This window comes from Mesorhizobium sp. M1D.F.Ca.ET.231.01.1.1, assembly GCF_003999155.2.
Lineage (GTDB): Bacteria > Pseudomonadota > Alphaproteobacteria > Rhizobiales > Rhizobiaceae > Mesorhizobium.
This window is the reverse complement of sequence record NZ_RZOZ02000001.1, coordinates 465,321-484,400: the sequence shown is the minus strand read 5'-3', so window position 1 is coordinate 484,400 and position 19,080 is coordinate 465,321. Positions and strand designations below refer to the sequence as shown.

Annotated in this window: 15 protein-coding genes; 10 read left to right on the top strand and 5 right to left on the bottom strand. The window is 64.2% G+C overall.

All coding sequences use genetic code 11. From position 1 onward, the window contains the following. Position 1: 1 nt before the first annotated feature. Complete coding sequence (locus EN874_RS02425) at positions 2–1,189, bottom strand: ABC transporter permease (protein ID WP_127423912.1); 1,188 nt, start codon at positions 1,187–1,189, stop codon at positions 2–4. Between the two features lie 77 nt (positions 1,190–1,266). Here EN874_RS02425 and dgcA point away from each other — a divergent pair, with 77 nt between their 5' ends. Further along, positions 1,267–2,250 (top strand): N-acetyl-D-Glu racemase DgcA, encoded by a 984-nt coding sequence (dgcA, locus tag EN874_RS02420; RefSeq protein WP_127423911.1) that lies wholly within the window; start codon positions 1,267–1,269, stop codon positions 2,248–2,250. On the opposite strand, the gene EN874_RS02415 is transcribed toward dgcA, so the two are convergent. Both EN874_RS02415 and EN874_RS02410 read right to left on the bottom strand, forming a co-directional pair. Further along, positions 2,221–3,435: an MFS transporter gene (locus tag EN874_RS02415; protein ID WP_127423910.1), complete on the bottom strand. Its 1,215-nt coding sequence runs from the start codon at positions 3,433–3,435 to the stop codon at positions 2,221–2,223. The genes dgcA and EN874_RS02415 overlap by 30 nt on opposite strands. Before the next feature lie 148 nt (positions 3,436–3,583). Further along, positions 3,584–4,417, bottom strand: coding sequence for a UDP-2,3-diacylglucosamine diphosphatase (locus tag EN874_RS02410; RefSeq protein WP_127423909.1), 834 nt, complete (start codon positions 4,415–4,417; stop codon positions 3,584–3,586). A 118-nt stretch (positions 4,418–4,535) separates the two neighbouring features. Here EN874_RS02410 and EN874_RS02405 point away from each other — a divergent pair, with 118 nt between their 5' ends. The 4 genes from EN874_RS02405 (at position 4,536) to EN874_RS02390 (ending at position 9,585) form a co-directional block, all read left to right on the top strand. Continuing rightward, on the top strand, positions 4,536–5,315 hold the full coding sequence (locus EN874_RS02405; RefSeq protein WP_127423908.1) for an SDR family oxidoreductase: 780 nt from the start codon (positions 4,536–4,538) through the stop codon (positions 5,313–5,315). A 175-nt stretch (positions 5,316–5,490) separates the two neighbouring features. Continuing rightward, on the top strand, positions 5,491–7,815 hold the full coding sequence (locus EN874_RS02400) for an NADP-dependent malic enzyme (protein ID WP_127423907.1): 2,325 nt from the start codon (positions 5,491–5,493) through the stop codon (positions 7,813–7,815). A gap of 119 nt (positions 7,816–7,934) precedes the next feature. Continuing rightward, the gene (locus EN874_RS02395; protein WP_126089050.1) at positions 7,935–8,345 is read left to right on the top strand and encodes an MAPEG family protein; all 411 of its coding nucleotides are present in this window, start codon (positions 7,935–7,937) and stop codon (positions 8,343–8,345) included. Between the two features lie 49 nt (positions 8,346–8,394). After that, entirely contained in the window at positions 8,395–9,585 is a 1,191-nt protein-coding gene (locus EN874_RS02390; protein WP_127423906.1) for a DUF2865 domain-containing protein, read from the top strand. Here the strand turns inward: EN874_RS02390 and EN874_RS02385 are convergent. Next, positions 9,503–10,876, bottom strand: a complete 1,374-nt coding sequence (locus EN874_RS02385) for a glutamate--tRNA ligase (protein ID WP_127423905.1) — start codon at positions 10,874–10,876, stop codon at positions 9,503–9,505. The two genes, EN874_RS02390 and EN874_RS02385, sit on opposite strands and share 83 nt — an antisense overlap. A gap of 724 nt (positions 10,877–11,600) precedes the next feature. Here EN874_RS02385 and EN874_RS02380 point away from each other — a divergent pair. The 4 genes from EN874_RS02380 to EN874_RS02365 all read left to right on the top strand — a co-directional run bounded on the left by EN874_RS02380 (position 11,601) and on the right by EN874_RS02365 (position 17,452). Beyond that, complete coding sequence (locus EN874_RS02380; protein ID WP_127423904.1) at positions 11,601–15,392, top strand: vitamin B12-dependent ribonucleotide reductase; 3,792 nt, start codon at positions 11,601–11,603, stop codon at positions 15,390–15,392. Between the two features lie 82 nt (positions 15,393–15,474). Continuing rightward, positions 15,475–15,846, top strand: a complete 372-nt coding sequence (locus EN874_RS02375; RefSeq protein WP_127423903.1) for a VOC family protein — start codon at positions 15,475–15,477, stop codon at positions 15,844–15,846. A 153-nt stretch (positions 15,847–15,999) separates the two neighbouring features. Further along, complete coding sequence (locus EN874_RS02370) at positions 16,000–16,230, top strand: hypothetical protein (protein WP_126089822.1); 231 nt, start codon at positions 16,000–16,002, stop codon at positions 16,228–16,230. Between the two features lie 319 nt (positions 16,231–16,549). Next, positions 16,550–17,452, top strand: a complete 903-nt coding sequence (locus EN874_RS02365) for a complex I NDUFA9 subunit family protein (protein ID WP_245513414.1) — start codon at positions 16,550–16,552, stop codon at positions 17,450–17,452. A 339-nt stretch (positions 17,453–17,791) separates the two neighbouring features. Here the strand turns inward: EN874_RS02365 and EN874_RS02360 are convergent, their stop codons facing one another. Further along, complete coding sequence (locus EN874_RS02360) at positions 17,792–18,262, bottom strand: YbhB/YbcL family Raf kinase inhibitor-like protein (protein WP_127423901.1); 471 nt, start codon at positions 18,260–18,262, stop codon at positions 17,792–17,794. 344 nt (positions 18,263–18,606) lie between these two features. Between EN874_RS02360 and EN874_RS02355 the strand changes: the two genes are divergently transcribed. Further along, positions 18,607–19,059 (top strand): pyridoxamine 5'-phosphate oxidase family protein, encoded by a 453-nt coding sequence (locus EN874_RS02355; protein ID WP_127423900.1) that lies wholly within the window; start codon positions 18,607–18,609, stop codon positions 19,057–19,059. The last annotated feature ends 21 nt before the right edge of the window (positions 19,060–19,080 follow it).

Sequence of the window (19,080 nt, the reverse complement as noted above, 5' to 3'; positions counted from 1 at the left end):
CTCAGAACTCGATCGCTGCGTAGAACATGGCGAAGAGCCCGTCGAGGATGATGACGACGAAGATCGACTTCACCACCGAGGCGGTCACGTGCCGGCCGAGCGACTCGGCGCTGCCGCCGACCTTCATGCCCTCGACCGACGCGATGGTGCCGATGATCATGGCCATGAACGGCGCCTTGATCAGGCCGGCAAAGATGGTGCTGAGGTCGATGGCGACACGCAGCCTGTCGATGAAGGCGGCCGGCGGAATGTCGGAATAGAGCCACGCGGCGATGATGCCGCCGCCAAGCGCGGCGAAATTGGCGATGATCGTCAGGCATGGCAGCGCGATCACCAGCGCGACGAGGCGCGGAAACACCAGCACGCCGATCGGGTTCAGCCCGATCACCTTCAGCGCGTCGACCTCCTCGCGCATCTTCATCGAGCCGATCTCGGCGGTGATGGCGCTGCCTGAACGGCCGGCGAGCATGATCGCCGTCATCAGCACGCCGAGCTCGCGCAGGATCAGCACGCCGACGAGGTCGACGACGAAGATGTCGGCGCCGAAATAGCTGAGCTGGTAGGCCCCCTGCTGTGCGACGATGGCGCCGACGATGGCCGACATCAGCACCACCACCGGAATGGCGCCGACGCCCATGCGGTCGATCTGATTGAAGATCGCGGCCGGATTGACGGCATGGCCGCGGCCGAGCTTCATCTGCGCGCCGCGGATGGTGGCGCCGAGGATGTTCATCGAGGCGAGGAAGTCGTCGCGCATCTCGTAGACGCGGCGGCCGACAAGCTCCAGCGCGCGCAGGATGATGTTGGGCGGGCCGGCCGGTCCCGATTCGGGCTCGCGCCGCACCGCGTCGCCGACGGCGCCGAGCAGGATCGAGGCGATCTCGCTCTGCCCCTGCACATGCACCTCGACGCCTTTCTTCTCGAAGGCGCTGGCCAGCCGATCGATCAGCCAGGCGCCGGCCGTGTCCATCTTCTCGATCTTGGAAAGATCGAGCATCAGCGTCTTGGCGCTGTCGCGCTTTTCGATCTTGCGCATCTCGGCGTCGACCGATGCCACGGTCCGCGTCGTCCAGACGCCGGAAAAAGCGCAGCCGAGCACGCCGCCTTCCTCGCCGACGGCGATGCGCGGCTGGTGATTGGGCTCACCGGCGGGCGTGCGGCTTGCGTCGCGTTTGCGGATGGTCAACATGGCGTCCTGTTTAGCGTGACGGGACTGGCGTGTCGATTTGCCGGCAGACCGGTGTCGCACAGCCGGAGAAGAAAAATATGGCGCGTGGCATTTCGGTCGAGGCCGAGCGATTCCCGATCGCAGGCACCTTCACCATCTCGCGCGGATCGAAGACCGAAGCCGAAGTCATCACCGTCACGATCGACGAGAATGGGCATGCCGGGCGCGGCGAATGCGTTCCCTACAAGCGCTACGGCGAGACCATGGAGGGCGTGCGCGCCGCAATCGAGGCGATGCGCGGACAGATCATCGGCGGCATCGGCCGCACCGCCCTGCTGGCCGCCATGCCGGCCGGCGCGGCCCGCAATGCCGTCGACTGCGCCTTGTGGGACCTCGAGGCCAAGCTGAGCGGCAGGCCGGTGGCGGACGCGATCGGCGCGGTTTCGCCGAAGGCGCTGGAAACCGCTTATACGCTGTCGCTCGCCGAGCCTGAGGCGATGGCCGCCCAGGCACGCGCCAATGCATCGCGGCCGCTGCTCAAGGTCAAGATCGGCGGCGACAACGACATGGCAAGGATCCGTGCCGTGACGGAAGCCGCGCCGCAAAGCCGCATCATCCTCGACGCCAACGAGGGATGGACGGACGAGAACATCGAGGCGAATCTCGCTTTCGCGGCGGAGCATGGCATCGGGCTCATCGAGCAGCCGCTGCCGGCCGGCCGCGACGGCATCTTGCGCGAAATCGACCATCCCGTGCCGATCTGCGCCGACGAAAGCGTGCACGAGGCGAAGAACCTCGAAGCGCTGATCGGCCTCTACGACGCCGTCAACATCAAGCTCGACAAGTCGGGCGGCCTGACCGAAGCGCTGATCCTTCGCGACCGTGCCCGCGAGCTGGGTTTCGGCATCATGGTGGGCTGCATGGTCGGCACGTCGCTCGCCATGGCGCCGGCCGTGCTCTTGGCTCAAGGCGCCGATTTCGTCGACCTCGACGGGCCGCTTCTGCTTGCGCGCGACCGCGAGCCCGGTCTCGCCTACCAGGGATCGCTGGTGTCACCCCCTGGCCGCGCGCTGTGGGGCTGAGCGCGCGGCAAGGCCGATCAGCAGGAGGCCGATGATCGCGATCGGGATCATCGCCAGGAAGCCGTCGACGCCGAGACGGTCATAGAGCGGCCCCGAGGCCAGCGTCACCGCGGCCATGAAGAAGCCGTTGAAGAAATAGGCGATGCCTTGCGCCGCGCCGGTGCGCTCTTCGGAAACCGTTTCGCCGATCATCTTCTGCAGGCCGATCAGCACCATCGCCACCGACACCGAATGCAGCGTCTGGACGCCGAAGAAGCCGGCGACCCCCAGGCCGAGCGGCCAGACCAGCGGAAAGGCGATCCAGCGTACGATCGAGCCAATGCCGGCGATCACCATCACCCTGACGACCGAGACGGAGGCGAAAATGCGGTTGAAGAACACAAACATGCAGACCTCGCAGACCACGCCCCAGGCCCACAGCAGCCCGACGACGGAATCGCCGATGCCGATCGACTTCCAGTAGATCGACACGAAGCCGTAGAGAAAGGCATGGCTAGCGGTGATGATGCCGACGCCGAGCGTGAAATAGAGGAAATAGGCGTTGAAGAGGCTCGGGGCCGATTGCTGGATGTCGGTCGCCGACAGCGGCGAAGCCTTGCGCGGCCGCCCCATGCGCGGCGCCCACAGTCCCGCGACAAGAGCTGCGGCAAGGGCCACGAAGATGATCACCGGAACAGCTTGAGGACCCGTGGCTGCCAGGATGAAGCCGCCCACCACATTGGCGCAAAGATAGGTGATCGAGCCCCATTTGCGCATCGCGGTGTAGTTGGAGCCGAACCGGCGCACGCCCGACAGCGCCAGCGAATCGGCCATCGGCGAATGCGGCGCCCAGGGGATCGAGACCAGCAGCGAGACGGCGAGCACGCCCGCATAGCTGGCCGGCAGGAAATAGCCGGCCGAAATGATCATCGTAGCCGCGACAAGCGCGATATAGACGTTGGCGCGGTCCTTCGCCCGATCGGCCAGCGCGGTGAGCATCGGCGTCGTCACGACGCGCAGGAACATCGGCGCTGCCAGGATGACGGCGATCTGCTCGGCATGAAAACCTTTCGCCTCCAGCCAAAGCGGAAAATACGGCAGATGCGTGCCCTGCGACACGAACAGCGTCGCAAAGATCAGGCTCATGCGCAGTTCGAAATGGGCGGGCTTGACGAGTTGCTCGGGCGAAAGCGGCGGCAGCGACATGAATCGATCCAATTACGCTGCATTCTATGGCCTGCAACGTGCTTTGATCCGTATCATGCGGCAAAGCGCGGCGGAACTGCCTGGACCAATCGATCAAGCTAAAGCTGTTGAAAGAAAAAGAGTCTCGGGGCCGAGAGGCGGAAGGCTTTCATGCGGCCTTGACCGTCGCCCTGCCCTTGAGACTGACGATATCGACAGGCACCAGCGCGTCCTTGCCGGCCGGAACCTCGGGCAGCACATGCGCCCAGGTAAGTATCTCCATGCGGCCGTCGAAATGCTCGACCACGGCCGTGCAGCTTTCCACCCAGTCGCCCGTGTTGATGTACTGCACGTCGCCATAATTCTCGATCGCGGCGTGATGGATGTGGCCGCAGATGACGCCGTCGACATGCGAACGCCGCGCTTCTTCGGAGAGCACCGTCTGGAACGAGCCGATGAAGTTCACCGCCTTCTTGACCTTGACCTTGGCCCAGGACGAGAACGACCAGTAAGGCAGGCCCAGCAGATGGCGCAGCTTGGTCACGACCCGATTGACCAGCATTGCCGTGTCATAGGCATAGTCGCCGAGATAGGCGAGCCAGCGCTGGTTGTGCACGACAGTATCGAACTGGTCGCCATGGATGACGAGCAGCCGCCTGCCGTCGGCTGTCTCGTGGATGGCGCGGTCGGCAACGACGATGCCGCCGAAATGCACGCCCTGGAACTGGCGGGCGAATTCGTCGTGGTTGCCGGCGATGTAGGTGATCGAGGCGCCCTTGCGCGCCTTGCGCAGCAATTTCTGCACCACGTCGTTGTGGCTCTGCGGCCAATGCCAGGTACGCCGCAGGCGCCAGCCGTCGACGATATCGCCGACCAGATAGATGGTGTCGGCATCATGGTGGCGCAGGAAATCGATCAGGAAATCGGCCTTGGCCGCTTTCGAGCCGAGATGCACGTCGGAAATGAACATGGTGCGAAAAGTGCGGGGCTCTGGACCGGACATCGCGATTTCCACCTTTCTTTCGCGTGCCTATGCCTCGATTCATGCAACAACCGTATGACGGTTGCGGTTGGTCCAGCCCAGGCGCTAGCTTGCCGCCCTTGAAAAAGGAGAAACCACCATGGATCTCGGTATTCGCGGCAAGAAGGCCATCGTCTGCGCTTCGAGCAAGGGATTGGGGCGAGGCTGCGCGATTGCCCTGGCCGAAGCCGGCGTCGATCTTGTCGTCAACGGCCGCAACGCCGAGCTGCTGGCAAAGACCGCGCAGGAAATCCGCGAAAAATTCGGCGTCGAGGTGATCGAGATCGCCGGCGACGTGTCGAAGCCGGAGGTGCAGAAGGCGCTGCTCGCCGCCTGCCCGGACCCGGACATCCTGATCAACAACAATGGCGGCCCGCCGCTTCGCGATTTCCGCGAGCTCGACCGCGCAAAGATCCTCGAAGGCGTGACGCAGAACATGGTGACGCCGATCGAGCTGATCCAGGCGGTGATCGACGGCATGGCCAAGCGCGGCTTCGGCCGCATCGTCAACATCACGTCGCTGTCGGTCTATGTGCCGATCCCCGGGCTCGACCTGTCGTCAGGCGCCCGCGCCGGCCTGACCTCGTTCCTTGCCGGCGTGGCGCGCACGGTGATCGACCGCAACGTCACCATCAACAGCCTTCTGCCAGGCAAGCTCGACACCGACCGGCTGCGCGGCCCGCATGAGGCCGGCACGCTGGAAGACCCGGCGGCCGCGGCCGCGCGCAAGGCCCGCATCAGCGCCGATGTGCCGGCAAAGCGCCTCGGCACGGCGGAGGAATTCGGCCAGATCTGCGCCTTCCTGTGCTCGGTCCATGCCGGCTATCTCACCGGACAGAACATCCCGGTCGACGGCGGCCTCTATGTCAGCGCGTTCTGACCGAGTCGGTCCCGCGGCAGCCGCCCAAACCAGAGAGTCTTGCCTCAAACGGATGAAATAACTCGCAAATTTCGGCTTCGGCGATGTGAACGCGGAAGCTGAGATTTGGCGTCGCGAAGAATCGCCGCCGCGTGCTAAAAGGCTCGAAAGCAGGAAGCGCAGGGAGGGGCCGCGAATGGACGGCGAGAGCAAGAAAACGGCCCGATCGGACCTCGACGAGGCCGCGCTCTTCTTCCACAAGCATCCTACCCCGGGAAAGCTCGAAATCCAGGCGACCAAGCCGCTCGGCAACCAGCGGGATCTCGCGCTTGCCTATTCGCCGGGCGTGGCCGCCCCTTGCCTCGAAATACGCGACGACCCGTCGACTGCCGCCGACTACACGGCGCGCGCCAACCTGGTCGGCGTCGTCTCCAACGGCTCGGCGGTGCTCGGCCTCGGCAATATCGGACCCCTCGCCTCCAAGCCGGTCATGGAAGGCAAGGCGGTGCTGTTCAAGAAGTTCGCCGGCATCGACGTCTTCGACATCGAGATCGACGCGCCCGAGATCGAGCGCATGGTCGAGACCGTCGCCGCGCTCGAGCCGACCTTCGGCGGCATCAACCTCGAGGACATCAAGGCGCCCGAATGCTTCGAAGTCGAGGAGCGGCTGAAGGCCCGCATGGGCATACCGGTGTTCCATGACGACCAGCACGGCACGGCGATCATCGTTGCCGCGGCGGTGCTCAACGGGCTGGAATTCGCCGGCAAGACGATTGCCGACATCAAGATCGTCACTTCCGGCGCCGGTGCTGCCGCGCTCGCCTGCCTCAATCTGCTGGTCTCGCTCGGCGCCAGGGTGGAAAACATCTGGGTCACCGACCGTTTTGGCGTCGCCCACAAAGGCCGCGTCGAGGAGATGGATCGCTGGAAAGACCCTTATGTGAAGGATACGCAGGCGCGCACGCTGGCCGATGTCATCCCCGGCGCCGATGTCTTCCTCGGTCTCTCCGCCGCCGGCGTTCTCAAGCCCGAGCTCCTGCGGCATATGGCGCCGAAGCCGCTGATCCTGGCGCTCGCCAACCCGACGCCGGAGATCATGCCGGAGGTGGCAAGGGCGGCCCGGCCTGACGCCATGATCTGCACCGGGCGTTCCGATTTTCCCAATCAAGTCAACAACGTGCTCTGCTTTCCTTACATCTTCCGCGGCGCGCTGGACTGCGGCGCCAGCGCCATCAACGAGGAAATGAAGATGGCCTCGGTCAGGGCGATCGCCGCCCTTGCCCGCGAAGAGCCTTCCGATGTCGCGGCGCGCGCCTATTCCGGCGAGACGCCGGTGTTCGGCCCGGATTTCCTGATCCCCTCGCCCTTCGACCCGCGCCTCATCTTGCGCATCGCGCCGGCAGTGGCGAAAGCCGCCTGCGACACCGGCGTGGCGACGCGGCCGATCGCCGACTTCTCGGCCTATGTCGACAAGCTCAACCGCTTCGTCTTCCGTTCCGGCCTGGTGATGAAGCCGGTGTTCTCCTCCGCCAAGGCCTCGAGCGCCAAGCGGGTCATCTATGCCGATGGCGAGGACGAACGCGTGCTGCGCGCGGCGCAGGTGGTGCTGGAGGAAGGCATCGCCGAGCCGATCCTGATCGGCCGCCCGCATGTGGTGGAAGTGCGGCTGAAACGCTACGGCCTGCGCATCAAGCCTGGCGTCGATTTCGGCCTGATCAACCCGGAAGACGATCCGCGCTACCGCCACTATGTCGATCTGCTGATCGAGCTCGCCGGCCGCCGCGGCATAACGACGGAGGCCGCGCGCACCATGGTGCGCACCAACAATACGGTGATCGCGGCGCTCGCGCTGAAGCGCGGCGATGCGGATGCGATGATTTGCGGGCTCGAAGGCCGCTTCGAGCGGCATCTGCGCAATGTCACGCTGATCATCGGGCCGCGTCCCGGCATCAAGGACCGCGATCTCTCGACCTTGTCGATGCTGATCTCGCAGCGTGGCATCATCTTCCTCACCGACACCCATGTCTCGGTCGATCCGACGGCGGAGGAGATCGCCGAGATGACCGTGCTGGCGGCGGAAGAGATCCAGCGCTTTGGCATCGAGCCGAAGGCGGCGCTTCTTTCGCATTCGGATTTCGGCTCGCGCGATTCGCCCGGCGCGCTGAAGATGCGCCAGGCGGCGTCGATCCTCGCCCGCATCGCGCCGGACTTGCAATGCGACGGCGAGATGCATGCCGACTCCGCTCTTTCGGAACATCTGCGCCAGCGCGTCTACCCGCATTCGCGGCTAAAGGGTGAAGCCAATCTCCTGGTGTTCCCGAACCTCGATTCGGCCAACATCACGCTGACAGCGCTGCGCGCCATGATGGACGCTCTGCATGTCGGACCGATCCTGCTCGGCACCGACAAGCCCGCGCATATCCTGACGCCTTCGGTGACCTCGCGCGGCGTCGTCAATATGACGGCGCTGGCCGTGGTCGAGGCGGCGCACAAGGCGCAGGCGCTCGTCGATTTGGGTTGAGGACGATTACGATTCCGGCTGTGAATACCGGTGGTGCCTGATTGCAATTTGGCGTCCGTCAAAGCCGCACACCGCATTTCGACGTGCGAAACGACCATTGGCGCAGGTGCGAGGGTAGAATGAGCTTCGAACTAGCCATGCTCGCCGCAAGTTGCGTGCTCTGTTTCATTCACATAGTCCTCGCCTCGCATTCGGCGAGCTTCCAGCGAGGTTACCGCTGGACGGCCAGCGCCCGAGACGCCGAACTCCCTCCGCTCACTGGGCTGGCAGGGCGCCTGGAAAGGGCACTGCGAAACTTCGTCGAGACATTCCCGGTGTTCGTGGCGGCGGTTTTTCTTGTCCACGCGACTGGCCACGAGACCGTGCTCAGCAAGTGGGGAGCCGGACTCTATTTTTCGGCCAGGCTGGTCTATCTTCCGCTCTATGCATTCGGCGTTCCACTGCTCCGCTCGCTCGTTTGGAACGTAGCGTTTGTTGGAATCGCTATGCTTTTGCTAGCATCGGTTTGGCCTCTGCTAGGGAACAGTTAACCACGAACGCGGTAGCCTTCCGACCACGGGCAATCGGGATTCCAGGCGGATGAAGGGGTTGAAGCTGACGCACCTCGCGGCGCTGCTTGCAGCGTTGGCGGCGTCGACTGTCGCCGTGACCGAACCGCAGGCCGCCTCCCGCATGTGCCGCCAGCTCGAAGCGGAGCTTGCCGCCGCAAGCGGCGGTGGCGGCGGCCCGGGCCTGATCCGCAAATATGACGACGCGATCGCCCGCCAGCGCGAGCAGCTGGCGAAGGCGCGCGGCCGCGCCAGCGATGCCAATTGCGGCTTCACGCTGTTTTCGCGCAATGTCGGCCAATGCGCGGCGATCAATGCCTCGATAGAGCGCATGAACGCCAATCTCGACACCTTGCAGGCGAAGCGCGAACGGCTGGCCGGCGCCGGCACCCGGCGCGACCGCAGCCGCATCCTTGCGGCGCTCGACGCCAATGGCTGCCGCGACGAGGAGATCGCTCCGCGCCGCGCTCCCATCCAGGAGGCCGCCCGCGACGGTGGCAACGGCAATCTCTTCGAACAGCTTTTCGGCCGCGGTCAGGAAACCGAGCCCCTCGACGCGCCCGACGGATCGGAGGTGCCGTCCGACGACTTCCGCCGGATCATCAACCAGCCGGACGGCATGGACCTGCCGAACGGCGAGTTCCACACGATTTGCGTGCGCACTTGCGACGGCTATTTCTTCCCGATGTCGAACGCCGCCTCCTACGGCGATTTCGAACGCGACCAGAAGAATTGCGAATCGAGCTGCCCCGGCACCGAGATGCAGGTGTTCTACAAGCAGGGCATGGATGACGATGCCGACAATATGACGTCTTCGGTGACCGGCCAACCCTACAGCGAGTTGCCGACTGCCTATCTCTACAAGCAGGCCAACTACTCGCGGCCGCCGCAATGCGGCTGCAACGCCCAGGCCGGCAATTTCTCGATCATCGCCGGCACACCGCCCAATCCGGAACAGTCGCAACCGGACGGCGGGGCCACGCCCTTCGTCCCGGTACCGGCCGCCAAACCCGATCCTGGCGCCGACCCCGAAACGCTCGCCAATGCCGAAGGCGGGCTCGACCGCGCGGCGATCAAGCGCCTGACCGCCAAGGTGCCGGTGTCGCCGGTATCGGCGTTGCCGCCGGAACAGCGCAAGGTCAGGGTCGTCGGGCCAGCGTTCCTTCCCGACCCATCAGCGGCAATAGATCTGAAAGCTCAGGCCCCGAAGTCCGCCCGGTAAGTGCCAGCCGCAGCGGCATGAACAGCGGCTTGCCCTTGCGGCCGGTCGCTTCCTTGATCTTGCCGGTCCAGTCCTTCCAGACGGTGCCGTTCCACGGCTCCTCGGGCAGGAGATCGAACGCCTGGTGGAGGAAGTCGCGATCCTCGCCGGAAAACTTCGCCGGCTCCTGCGGCCCGTCGCTCAGGATTCGCCACCAGGCGACAGCGTCCGACAAACGGTCGATGTTGCCGCGTACCGCCTGCCAGAAGGGCTCGGCGCTGTCGCCGGAAATGCCGAGCACGATCAGCCGGTCGCGCGCCTCCTCGAACGGCATTTGATGCATGAGCGTCCGGTTGAGCACGAACAGCTCGTCGGGGTCGAACTTGGCGGCGGACTTGGATGTCGCCGCCGGGTCGAAATGCCCGGCGAGCTCATTGAGGTCATGCGCGGCCGTAACGTTCTCCGACGTGCCGACGAGCACGGCGAGCGAGGCGACCGCCATCGGCTCGATGCCGTCCCCGCGCAGGCTTTCGATGGACAGCGCGCCGGTGCGCTTCGACAGTCCCTCGCCCGAGACAGTGGTCAAGAGATTGTGGTGGCCGAACACCGGCGGCTCGGCGCCCAGCGCCTGGAACAAGGCGATCTGCACGCCGGTGTTGGTGACGTGGTCATCGCCGCGGATGACATGGGTGACGCCCATCTCGATGTCGTCGACCACCGAAGGCAGCGTGTAGAGATAGCTGCCGTCCTCGCGCACCAGCACCGGATCCGACAGCGAGGCGAGATCGACGGTCTCCTCGCCGCGCACCAGGTCGTTCCAGTGTACCTCGGTCCGCTCCGGCTGCAGCGGATCGCCGGTGAAGTTCGGCAACAGGAAGCGCCAATGCGGCCGGCGCCCGTCGGATTCGTATTCGGCCACCTGCTCCGGTGTCAGCGTCAGCGCCTCACGGCCATAGACCGGCGGCAGGCCGCGGGTGCGCCGCACCTTGCGGCGCAGATCGAGCTCCTCCGGCGTTTCATAGCAGGCATAGAGCACGCGTGCCGCCTTCAGCCGCTCGACCGCCGCATCGTAGATGTCGACGCGGCGCGATTGGTATTCGGTAACATCCGGGAAGACGCCCAGCCAATGCAGGTCATACAGGATGGAATCGGCGAATTCCTGGGTCGAGCGGGCAACGTCGGTGTCGTCGAAGCGCTGGATATAGCGGCCCTTGTTGTTCATGGCGAACAGCCAGTTGAACAGCGCGGTGCGCGCGTTGCCGATATGGATGCGGCCGGTTGGGGATGGGGCGAAACGAACGGTAACTGTCATGAGCGGGGCGTAACGAATGCTTTTAGGCTTGACAAGACACGCCCCCGCGCAAGCGCAAGAGATAGTGCAAGCCAGCTAAAATGGAAAGCCGCTCGTCGGTCCCGGCTCCGAGCCGCCCGCCGAACCGGTCAGCAACGACCGTCGAATCCAGGCGTTTCGAGGCGCCTTTCTGTCCCCGTTATCCACATATGTGACACACAACATATTGGGGTCACAAAACCTACAAAAACGAATCCTTGACGGGTCAGAACGAGTCGCTTTTTATAGGCCATGCGCTCCTGTTGCGGGGCGTGACCGGAGAGTTCAGAGGCCGGTCTTTTTTCCCGGATTTTGTGCGTTTTGCCCCGCATTTCCGCCTATTCACGAGGCCGGCGGGAGCGTTGGGATGTTGGGGCTTGGGTGGGCGAAAGGGAGAATTGTCGGCCTGGAAAAAATGATCTGTTAACGCTATATTTAGTGTTTGCAGGCAGACTCGACCCTAGATAGTGTGAACCTCCCTCGAACGAGGGAATCGACCAAAGTTTCAGTTAGGGACCCGCGGGGGTCGGCCTGCAGCCCGGGCAGATGCTCGGGCAAAGCGTTTTGCTGTCTGCACGGCGGAACCCGCGACGAGGAGAATGCCGGCATTGCTCGCGATGCCGGCAAACGGCGGACTGCGCTTTTAGCCATCGGGGCAGAAATCCCTGGGGAAAAGCGCTATATGTAGACAAAAGGGACCGGACCAATGCGCATCGAGCGTCGCTTCACCAAGCCAGACCAAGCAGGCCAAGAAAGGGCAGCTTACGCGGAAATCGAATTCCGCAAGGCCCTGTCGGAGATCAAGAATCCCGATGGCTCGGTGGTGTTCCGCCTGGACAACATCGACGTGCCGGCCCAGTTCAGCCAGGTCGCGGCCGACATCCTGGCCCAGAAATATTTCCGCAAGGCCGGCGTGCCGGCGCGCCTGAAGAAGGTCGAGGAGAACGACGTTCCCTCGTTCCTGTGGCGCTCGGTCGCCGACGAGGCCGAGCTCGCCAAGCTCCCCGAGGCCGATCGCTATGGTTCGGAAACCGATGCCCGCCAGGTCTTCGACCGGCTGTCCGGCACCTGGACCTATTGGGGCTGGAAGGGCGGCTACTTCAAATCGGAAGAAGACGCGCGCGCCTTCCGCGACGAGCTCGCCTATATGCTCGCCACCCAGCGCGTCGCGCCGAACTCGCCTCAGTGGTTCAACACCGGCCTGCATTGGGCCTACGGCATCGACGGTCCGAGCCAGGGCCATTTCTATGTCGATCCCTTCACCGGCAAGCTGACCAAGTCGAAGTCCGCCTACGAGCATCCGCAGCCGCATGCCTGCTTCATCCAGAGCGTGCAGGACGACCTAGTCAACGAGGGCGGCATCATGGACCTGTGGGTGCGTGAGGCGCGCCTGTTCAAATACGGTTCCGGCACCGGCTCGAACTTCTCGATGCTGCGCGGCGAAGGCGAGAAGCTTTCCGGCGGCGGCCGCTCGTCCGGCCTGATGAGCTTCCTCAAGATCGGCGACCGCGCCGCCGGCGCCATCAAGTCGGGCGGCACGACGCGCCGCGCCGCCAAAATGGTCATCGTCGACGCCGACCACCCCGATATCGAGGACTTCATCGACTGGAAGGTCAATGAAGAGCAGAAGGTCGCCTCGCTGGTGACCGGCTCGAAGATCGTCAAGAAGCATCTCGAAGCGATCATGAAGGCCTGCGTCAATTGCGAGGGCCATGATGACGACTGCTTCGACCCGGCTTTAAACACCGCGCTGAAGCGCGAGATCAAGGCGGCCAAGAAGAACTCGGTGCCGGAGAACTACATCTACCGCGTCATCCAGTTCGCCCGCCAGGGCTACACCTCGATGTCGTTCAAGACCTACGACACCGACTGGGATTCGGACGCCTACCTCACCGTCTCCGGCCAGAACTCCAACAACTCGGTGTCGCTGAAGGACAACTTCCTGCGCGCCGTCGAGGCCGATGGCGACTGGCAGCTCACCGCCCGCAAGGACGGCAAGGTGCTGAAGACGCTGAAGGCGCGCGATCTCTGGGAAAAGATCGGCTACGCCGCCTGGGCGTCGGCCGACCCCGGCCTGCACTTCAACACGACGATGAACGACTGGCACACCTGTGCTTCCGCCGGTGCGATCCGGGCCTCCAATCCGTGCTCGGAATACATGTTCCTCGACGACACGGCCTGCAACCTCGCCTCGATCAACTTGCTGCCCTACCGCAAGGCGGACGGCACGATCGACATCGCTGCCTATGAGCACACGGTGCGGCTGTGGACCGTCGTGCTCGAAATCTCGGTGATGATGGCGCAGTTCCCTTCGAAGGAGATCGCCAAGCTCTCCTACGACTACCGCACGCTCGGCCTCGGCTACGCCAATATCGGCGGCCTCTTGATGACCTCGGGCATTCCTTACGACTCCGACGAGGGCCGCGCCATCTGCGCCGCGCTGACCGCGATCATGACCGGCGTCGCCTATTCGACCTCGGCCGAGATGGCTTCCGAGCTCGGCGCCTTCCCGGACTATGACCGCAACGCACAGAATATGCTGCGCGTCATGCGCAACCATCGCCGCGCCGCCTATGGCGACAAGGACGGCTACGAGAAGCTCGCCGTCAATCCGGTGCCGCTGGTCGCTGCCGACCTCAAGCAGCAGGCGCTGGCCGAGCATGCCCGCGCCGCCTGGGACCGCGCCATCGAGCTCGGCGAGGAGCACGGCTACCGGAACGCGCAGGCGACCGTGATCGCGCCGACCGGCACGATCGGTCTCGTCATGGACTGCGACACCACCGGCATCGAGCCCGACTTCGCGCTGGTGAAATTCAAGAAGCTCGCCGGCGGCGGCTACTTCAAGATCATCAACCGCGCGGTGCCGGAAGCGCTCAGGACGCTGGGCTATTCCGAAAGCCAGATCGCCGAGATCGAGGCCTATGCGGTCGGCCACGGCAACCTCAACCAGGCGCCGGGCATCAACCCGTCCTCGCTGAAGGCCAAAGGCTTCACCGACGAGAAGATCACGGCGCTGAACGCGGCGCTGAAGTCGGCCTTCGACATCAAGTTCGTGTTCAACCAGTGGACGCTGGGCGCCGACTGGGTGAAGGAGACGCTCGGCTTCACCGACGAGCAGCTCTCCGACTTCTCCTTCGAGATGCTGCCGGCGCTCGGCTTCTCGAAGAAGGACATCGACGCCGCCAACATCCATGTCTGCGGTGCCATGACGCTGGAAGGCGCGCCGTTCCTGAAGGCCGAGCACCTGCCGGTGTTCGACTGCGCCAGCCCCTGCGGCAAGATCGGCAAGCGCTCGCTCTCGATCCAGAGCCACATCCTGATGATGGCGGCGGCCCAGCCCTTCATCTCGGGCGCCATCTCCAAGACCATCAACATGCCGAACGAGGCGACGGTCGAGGACGCCAAGAACGCCTACATGCTGTCCTGGAAGCTGGCGCTGAAGGCCAACGCGCTCTATCGCGACGGCTCAAAACTGTCGCAGCCGCTCAATGCCTCGCTGCTCGCCGATGAGGACGAGGATGAGGACGAGGCGGTCGAGCAGCTGATCGCGGCGCCCGCCGCGCAGCGCGCCGTGCAGGTGACGGAAAAGATCGTCGAGCGCGTGGTGGAGCGGCTCTACCGCGACCGCGAGAAGCTGCCGAACCGCCGCAAGGGCTACACCCAGAAGGCCGTGGTCGGCGGCCACAAGGTGTATCTCAGGACCGGCGAGTTCGACGACGGGCGGCTCGGCGAGATCTTCATCGACATGCACAAGGAAGGCGCCGCCTTCCGCGCCATGATGAACAACTTCGCCATCGCGATCTCGCTCGGCCTGCAATACGGCGTGCCGCTCGACGAATATGTCGAGGCCTTCACCTTCACCAAGTTCGAGCCGGCCGGCATGGTGCAGGGCAACGACGCGATCAAGAACGCGACGTCGATCCTCGACTACGTGTTCCGCGAGTTGGCCGTCTCCTATCTTGGCCGCCACGACCTCGCCCATGTCGACCAGTCCGACTTCGACAAGACGGCGCTCGGCCGCGGCATCACCGAAGGCAAGGCGACGCCCTTCTCCAAGGGTCTTTATCGCGGCGCCTCGCCGGTGAAGCTGGTGTCGGGCATCGGCGGCGAGCCCAAGGGCCTTGGCGGCTCCGCCCCGACGACGACCCCTGCCCGCGCCGCGCCGACCGCTTTCGCCGGTTCCAACGTGCTGGCGCTGAAGCCGGCAAGCGACGAGGCGATCGCCTACAAGCGCGATTATGAGGAGCGCGCCCGGGAATTGGCCGAGGAGATGGTGGAAGCGGAAGCCGAAGCCGCCGGCGGCGCCGAGGCTTTATTCACCGACGCCGCCGCCAACGAAGCCGCCGAGGCGAAGAAGCTCGCCGCGACAAGGCGCCAGCAATCGCTGCTGCAAGGCTACACCGGCAACGAATGCTCGGAGTGCCACAACTTCACCATGGTGCGAAACGGCACCTGCGAGAAGTGCGATACTTGCGGTGCGACGAGCGGGTGCAGCTGAGTAGCTGAATCGCTAAAACGCAACATGATCGGCCCGGTCGCAAGATCGGGCCGATTTGTTTGGATCACTAGCGAGTCCGAAAATGATCGACCACATCACCATCGAAGTCAGCAACCTCGAGAAGAGCAAGCTCTTCTACGAAGAGGCGTTTGCGCCCTTGGAGTATCGCCTCGCCTTCGGCAAGGATGGCGCGTTCTGGGCCTTCGATGTCGGCAATGGCTGCCTGTTCGAGATCCAGCGCACGGGCGAGAAGCCGCCGCTCACCCGTCTGCATGTCGCCTTCCGGCTGAAGAGCAAGGCAGAGGTCGATGCATTCTCTCGGGCGGCGCTCGAGGCGGGCGCCACGGACAATGGGGCGCCCGGCCCGCGTCCGAACTATGCGGAAAACTACTACGCCTGCTTCGTGCTCGATCCCGACGGGTACAATATCGAGGCGATGATCAACGAAGCGTAGCGCGCCCTCTCCTTCTCCCCAAGGGGAGAAGGGAAGAAGCGGTTTCCGGTCGGCTCATGGAACTCCAGACCGAGAACGCAGTTCACTAGTGCGTAAAATCGCAGGAACCTCAAATTCACCGCATCAGCGAGGAGCGGGAAGCGAATGAACGCGGTGCCGCCGAAGGAAATGGACGTCGTCCTGCAACAACTGCCGCTGAGGATCGGCGCCTATGTGCCCGACGATCTGCTGGAGGACTGGTTCGCGCCGGGAACGGGCATGCGGCCCGTCAGCAAGGCAGCGCTTGCTGCCGCTGCCAGCTACGGACGACGGTTCGAATGCGAATTCAAATACTATCCCGAGAGGATGGAAGGCGTGTTCTGGAAATGGGTTCCAGCGATCTAATTTGAACATGTCTGCGGAGCAAGAGGAGGTTCGCGAGGCAATCGCCTTGGAGCTTGAGCGTCAATCGGAATCCGATCCTTCGAGACTGCGGATCGAATTGGACGGAGATCGCCTTACTGCAAACGGCAACATCGACCTGCTGGCACTCGCCAGGCGATCGTCGGCGCCGCGGCGGGCGCGCCTTAAAACATGTCTCCCGAAAGTGGGAACCGGTTTCGGGACAAATGCGTCAAACCAGAAACCTAAAGCGCATGGAGCGATCTGAAAGATCGCGACGCGCTTTGGGAGCGACGCGCGAGGAGCATCGATGAAGGTAGCTGTGTTCGGCGGGACCGGTTTCCTCGGCCGCAGGATCGTCGAGCGGCTGCTGGACAAGGGCTTTGAAGTGCGGGCAGTGTCCCGCCAAGCGCGGCGGGTAACAGCGCTCGGCTCGGAAGCGAAAGCGCCCGAACAGGTCAAAGCGGATATTCTGGACAGATCATCGATCGGCCCGGCAATTGCCGGATCAGATGCGGTGGTGAACGCGGTCAGCCTCTATGTCGAGCATGGCGGCTTGACGTTCGAAAGGATGCACGTGACGGCGGCAGCCGACTTGGCGAGCGCCGCGCGGCAAGCCGGGGTCGAACGGCTTGTCCATATCTCGGGGATAGGCGCGGATCCGCGATCCGCATCAAGGTATATCAAGGCACGTGGGCGCGGGGAGGACGCGGTCAGGAACTCGTTTCCCGACACGATTGTCCTGCGCTCGGCCGTCATGATCGGACCGGACGACGCTTTTCTCACGACGCTTGTTCGACTGGTCCGGCTGCTGCCCGTCTATCCGCTGTTCGGCCAGGGAGCTACGCGGCTTCAGCCCGTCTATGTCGGCGACGTCGCCGAAGCGGTGAGCCGCTTGCTCGCCGATCCTATCCAGGATGTGCCTACGTTCGAGGTCGGCGGTCCTCGCATTTTGCGTTACAGGGAGCTGGTTCGCGAAATCGCCCGAAGGTGCGGCGCTCATCCGATCCTGGTGCCTATGCCGTTCGCCGCCTGGAGCGCCCTGGCGGTAGCGGCGGAATTTCTCCCGACGCCGCCTTTCACGCGCAACCAGGTCGATCTCATGCGCCAGGACAACGTGACGACAGGCGGCATGCCGGGGCTGCCGGAACTCGGCATCGAGCTACGGGACATCGAGCAGGTCATCCGCATGATCGAAGGAAGCGGCATCAAAACACGGACGTAAAGCGCGTCGCCTGAATCCGTTCGTCGCGACGCGCTTCAACGCCACCGCTACGCGCGGCACTCTTCTGCCGTCGGCCTGGGAAATGTCGGCTCCTGCGGCGGAATCTCAGGTGGCACGTCCGGCGGGATATCTGGAGGTCCCCTTCCCGGTCCCGGGATGGGATCGGGTGAAGGCGGAGGAACGCCCGGTGGTTCTCCGGGCGGGTTTTCCGGCGGAGCTGGAGGCCGGGAAGGCTCAGGATTGGGATCGCCCGGCATCGGTTCGGGATTGTTCGGATTGTTCATTGCGGGCTCCCGAGTGATGCGGCCGGCGCTGCCTGGCGGGGAAAGCCTTCGTCGCTCAGGCGGCATGTTCGTACGTGCCCACGAGTTCCGTCGCCTCGATGGCGTGGCGCCGGGCCTCCTTCCAGATTTCCTTGACTCTGGTCTGGCCTGGAATGCCGAGGCTCGGCACATCGAGAGCCGCCAGCCGGAAATGATAGTGGTGAACTCCGTGCCCGACCGGCGGGGCCGGGCCATCGTAGGAGGCGTTGCCGAAGTCGTTCTTCCCCTGCTGGAGCGCTTCGGTTCCCGGCTTCCCGTCTTCCCCTTCGGCAAGTTGCTCGACGTCGGGCGAAATATTGAACACCGCCCAGTGGCCGAACGTCCCGCGTGGTGCATCGGGGTCGTCCACGACGAGAACCAGGCTCCTGGTCCCGTCAGGGATCCCAGACCATTTCAGAGGCGGGGAGACATTTTCACCATCGCGGGCAAAACGCTCGGGGATGGGATCGCCGTCGGCGAACGCCGGACTTGTCAGTGTCAGTGGCATGTTGGTCCCCTTCCGCTTTTGATGCCGCAAGGCCCATGCCCTGCGACGACCCACGGACCGGCTTCGATCGCAGCCAAGGTCCTCTTCCGGCTGGACAACACGTGCGGTTCGGTCATTCGCCTGATTTTCGGAGAGCGTCTGCCTAGCCGCACGACGTCCCTGGTCGACCATCCAACGAATGCCGCGCCGGATCGTTCCGCAGCGCCGGCGAGTCGCGTCATGTGTTCGTCCTGTCGAACATCGCGGCCAGGGGCGCGTTGCCGCTCATGCGTTGATGCAAGTCAAAGCCAAGCTATCCATGATGCGTACTATGGCCGCCTTCAGAATTAATTTTGGAGGCGATGATGGACCAGGAGATCAAAACCAAGATCCAGACCCTCTTGGATCAGCATCGGGTCATGACGGTTGCAACCCTGAGGCCGGATGGCTGGCCGCAGGCCACGACGGTCGGCTACGTCAACGAAGGCTTCACCCTCTACTTCCTCTGCGGTCTGGACAGCCAGAAGGCGGCGAACATCGCGCGGGACGATCGCGTGTCCCTGACCATCGACCACGATGCGCCGCAGGTGATGGAGATAACCGGACTTTCCATGGCGGCGCGCGCGCAGCCGGTCACCGACAGGGCCGAGGCCGAGAAGGTTCTGCGGATGCTGCCGATGAAATATCCGCCGCAAGACTTACTGCCCGGCCCGATGCCGACGCCGGACGAGGTCCGCATCTTCCGCGTGGTGCCCTCAGTGATTTCCGTGCTCGATTACTCGAAGGGTTTTGGTCACACGGATCTGGTCAACTGCTGAGGGGCATCTCACGTTCCGGCC

Bases quoted from the DNA above. Each gene is read 5' to 3' on its own strand.
- EN874_RS02385 (WP_127423905.1), bottom strand. From the start codon at position 10,876: ATGACAGTTACCGTTCGTTTCGCCCCATCCCCAACCGGCCGCATCCAT.
- EN874_RS02400 (WP_127423907.1), top strand. From the start codon at position 5,491: ATGGACGGCGAGAGCAAGAAAACGGCCCGATCGGACCTCGACGAGGCC.
- EN874_RS02395 (WP_126089050.1), top strand. From the start codon at position 7,935: ATGAGCTTCGAACTAGCCATGCTCGCCGCAAGTTGCGTGCTCTGTTTC.
- EN874_RS02380 (WP_127423904.1), top strand. From the start codon at position 11,601: ATGCGCATCGAGCGTCGCTTCACCAAGCCAGACCAAGCAGGCCAAGAA.
- EN874_RS02405 (WP_127423908.1), top strand. From the start codon at position 4,536: ATGGATCTCGGTATTCGCGGCAAGAAGGCCATCGTCTGCGCTTCGAGC.
- EN874_RS02425 (WP_127423912.1), bottom strand. From the start codon at position 1,189: ATGTTGACCATCCGCAAACGCGACGCAAGCCGCACGCCCGCCGGTGAG.
- EN874_RS02360 (WP_127423901.1), bottom strand. From the start codon at position 18,262: ATGCCACTGACACTGACAAGTCCGGCGTTCGCCGACGGCGATCCCATC.
- EN874_RS02375 (WP_127423903.1), top strand. From the start codon at position 15,475: ATGATCGACCACATCACCATCGAAGTCAGCAACCTCGAGAAGAGCAAG.
- EN874_RS02415 (WP_127423910.1), bottom strand. From the start codon at position 3,435: ATGTCGCTGCCGCCGCTTTCGCCCGAGCAACTCGTCAAGCCCGCCCAT.
- dgcA (WP_127423911.1), top strand. From the start codon at position 1,267: ATGGCGCGTGGCATTTCGGTCGAGGCCGAGCGATTCCCGATCGCAGGC.
- EN874_RS02355 (WP_127423900.1), top strand. From the start codon at position 18,607: ATGGACCAGGAGATCAAAACCAAGATCCAGACCCTCTTGGATCAGCAT.
- EN874_RS02410 (WP_127423909.1), bottom strand. From the start codon at position 4,417: ATGTCCGGTCCAGAGCCCCGCACTTTTCGCACCATGTTCATTTCCGAC.
- EN874_RS02390 (WP_127423906.1), top strand. From the start codon at position 8,395: ATGAAGGGGTTGAAGCTGACGCACCTCGCGGCGCTGCTTGCAGCGTTG.